Origin of the sequence: Enterobacter sp. PTB (genome assembly GCF_051130085.1) — a bacterium.
GTDB lineage: Bacteria > Pseudomonadota > Gammaproteobacteria > Enterobacterales > Enterobacteriaceae > Enterobacter > Enterobacter ludwigii.
This window is the reverse complement of sequence record NZ_JBDKEE010000075.1, coordinates 1-2,607: the sequence shown is the minus strand read 5'-3', so window position 1 is coordinate 2,607 and position 2,607 is coordinate 1. Positions and strand designations below refer to the sequence as shown.

Here is a 2,607-nt window from a genome sequence, read left to right as displayed (position 1 = left end):
TGACCAGAGCCCTGCCTGGACATCCACTCTCAAGACGAACGGGAGTCTGTTATGCAGTTCAGTCACTGTCATTTCCCGCCGTGGATCAACTCATCCAGCATTTAATGCGAATGACACGCTGATCAAGATTATGCATGTATGGTAATCGCGAATCGCGGTGGTTGGCCCTCGATTCACTGGGGGGCATCCTGCATTGCAACACGTTATTCAACCTCATCTTAATGCGCAGGATTTCCTGTCTCTGGGCGTTCAGTTCTCAACTTCAGCCAACATCTGTTACTGATGCCTTGCAGGTGCTATCAGTCCATGATGCAATCGGCGGTGCCTATTAGTAGGCTGTGGCGCGGGCTCCTGCTGTGCTTTTTCCATCGCTGCGTTTTTGTCTTCCATGTACTGCGAGTTTTCGGGGTTGATCACGGGACCTGGCCCAAATACAAGCGGTGGTTGTGTTGGAGCGGCTGTGCTAACGCTGTTCGTTGAATCTGCTGCAATAGCGGAGACGGCATATAGTGATGCTATCAGAGTGGCGAGTAATTTGGGTAATTGACGCATAGCGTTGTCTGTTTTATGGGGATCAGCCGATAGCATCCTGCCGGGAGCGGTGCGATATCAATTGCCAGGCGTGTTGCTGTTATTTCATTACCCACGAGGTTTGCCAACCATTGCAGAGCTGTATTCATCGTGGAGATTGCCCGATATCAACGCCAGTTCTCCGCGTTGTATCAGCATGATATAGCGCCATTTGCAGAACGTATCAGTCATTCCCGTTTCCGACATTGCCTGTCCGATAGCGTGAGCCAGTCTGGTTGGCTGCTCCCCGACAATCGATAACAGCCGGGTGTCGAAATACTCGATCGGACGTTCTGTCAGTCGGTTATTTTCGATAATGCGTATGCCAACGCCCTGGCCGCGCAGTTTGACCCACTCATCGGCCAGTTGGAGGCGAAGAGCTGGTGTCGCAGTCTGGCGCTCAGCAAAACGTAACTTAAGTTGCCCGACGGGGATCTGTGCAATTGCAGCGTGCGTCTGTCCGTCAGGATTATTCATATCGCGGGTATCGACCAGAACCTCCGTCACCCTGACGGTGTCATCCCGTAGCCACCAGTAAATACGGCGGCGAAGCAGTTGTTCGACGGGATGCGTCCCCGACCAGATGACGATTTCATCCGTTCCTTCCCCCAGGGAGCGCAGTTGCTGATGGACGCCCTGAAAAACGGTTGTCCAGTCCCTTCCGGCATCACCACAAGTCAGAGTAAAGAAATCATGCCAGAAAGCGATGCGCTGAAGCGGAGATGCAGCATCGACATCCGTTAATGGACCGATACTGCAGTCGTCGGCAATATCCCTGATATCGGTGTCAAACAGCGATTCGAGCTGTATCAGGGCCGAGCCACTCTGGCATACATGTCGGATATGAGTCTTCATTTGGCGTTCCTCCGAAATCGTGTTGTTGTGTGCCAGAGTAAAATCATCAAACGAGCCTTCACCTGGCCGTTGCTCGCGCTGGTGGCTACAGAGTCTGATGCCACGGGGCGTTATACTGGCAAATCACGACATTATCGTCAAAGCGCACCGGGGTCTGCACCGGATACCATGGAAATACCGACCTGGTGATACGACGAAATCGCAGGAGCATCTCACCAGGGGGCGCAGCAACATAAAAAATGCCCGCAGCTACACGGGCAAAGGGAAAAGTTGAAGTAATAATCATCAGGATGCGATTGTCTTAACGTCGCCTTTTAACCGTCAGCACGGGTCTGGCGATTGTCAAATTCTGCTCAAACAGCAAGCTACCGTTATCGCTGAGCAGCCACCTGGCGCTCCCGGTTTCGCGATAGCACGATGTTTTCATCTTTTGCATCAATCTTTTACCCACCGCACAGTTAACAAAAAATCACAGGTCATACCTGTTGATTAAGTTTAAATTCAGTTAACAATAATAAACATTAGATAAACAAATAATAAAATATTCTTAATGGTGGAATTGTATTGTGAAAAACAAGCTCTATCTGACGCAGCACGAGACGGAACAAATACTGCGGGCAACGGAAGGGACAAAAAACGGCTTGCGGGATCGGTGCATGATAATGATGTGTTTTTATCATGGGCTGCGGATAAGCGAACTGCTTGGCCTTACCATCAGGGATATCGATTTAGCGGGCGGGACTATTTTTATCCGGCGACTGAAGAACGGTTTCAGCACCGTGCATCCGCTCCAGCCGGAAGAACGACAACTCCTGGGGGAGTGGATGAGTCGCAGACTGTTATCGGACGAAGGATGGCTGCTCCCTAATACAAAGGGGAACCACCTTACCCGACAGTATATGTACAAACTGCTGCAGCATTACGGATTACTGGCAGGGCTGGCGGTACGGGTTCATCCTCATATGCTGCGCCATGCCTGCGGTTATGAACTCGCCGAACAGGGGATGGATACGCGACTGATACAGGACTACCTGGGGCATCGTAACATCCGCCATACCGTGCATTACACGGCGGGCAATGCCGCCCGCTTTGCACAGACCTGGAAAAAACAGCGTCTTGCAGTGGTAAGCGAGGAGAATGAGCAATACGGGATGATGAACGATACCGTAGTCTGTGTGATGA

At 51.3% G+C, this 2,607-nt stretch carries 2 protein-coding genes; one reads left to right on the top strand and one right to left on the bottom strand.

Translation table 11 applies throughout. The features are described from left to right. Window positions 1-639 precede the first annotated feature (639 nt). Window positions 640-1,425: a DUF3658 domain-containing protein gene (locus AAIR21_RS27540; protein ID WP_434682787.1), complete on the bottom strand. Its 786-nt coding sequence runs from the start codon at window positions 1,423-1,425 to the stop codon at window positions 640-642. Between the two features lie 566 nt (window positions 1,426-1,991). Between AAIR21_RS27540 and AAIR21_RS27535 the strand changes: the two genes are divergently transcribed. After that, window positions 1,992-2,607: tyrosine-type recombinase/integrase (locus AAIR21_RS27535; protein ID WP_434682786.1), on the top strand; the 616-nt coding region annotated here is incomplete at its 3' end.

Excerpts from the sequence above, each read along its gene's own strand:
- AAIR21_RS27540 (WP_434682787.1), bottom strand. The coding sequence starts at position 1,425 with ATGAAGACTCATATCCGACATGTATGCCAGAGTGGCTCGGCCCTGATA.